The 661-nt window shown below is 55.8% G+C and carries 1 pseudogene; it reads left to right on the forward strand.

Features of this window, described 5'->3' with window-relative positions:
- Position 1: 1 nt before the first annotated feature.
- A pseudogene (locus ACWKXX_RS22545) lies at positions 2 to 661 on the forward strand (IS1 family transposase); the annotation flags it as partial.

A 661-nucleotide genomic window follows, 5' to 3' on the forward strand; every position in this document is an offset into this window, starting at 1 on the left:
TATCAGCTGTCCCTCCTGTTCAGCTACTGACGGGGTGGTGCGTAACGGCAAAAGCACCGCCGGACATCAGCGCTATCTCTGCTCTCACTGCCGTAAAACATGGCAACTGCAGTTCACTTACACCGCTTCTCAACCCGGTACGCACCAGAAAATCATTGATATGGCCATGAATGGCGTTGGATGCCGGGCAACCGCCCGCATTATGGGCGTTGGCCTCAACACGATTTTACGTCACTTAAAAAACTCAGGCCGCAGTCGGTAACCTCGCGCATACAGCCGGGCAGTGACGTCATCGTCTGCGCGGAAATGGACGAACAGTGGGGATACGTCGGGGCTAAATCGCGCCAGCGCTGGCTGTTTTACGCGTATGACAGGCTCCGGAAGACGGTTTGCGCACGTATTCGGTGAACGCACTATGGCGACGCTGGGGCGTCTTATGAGCCTGCTGTCACCCTTTGACGTGGTGATATGGATGACGGATGGCTGGCCGCTGTATGAATCCCGCCTGAAGGGAAAGCTGCACGTAATCAGCAAGCGATATACGCAGCGAATTGAGCGGCATAACCTGAATCTGAGGCAGCACCTGGCACGGCTGGGACGGAAGTCGCTGTCGCTCACAAAATCGGTGGAGCTGCATGACAAAGTCATCGGGCATTATCTG

It is taken from the genome of Enterobacter sp. UPMP2061 (genome assembly GCF_053709615.1).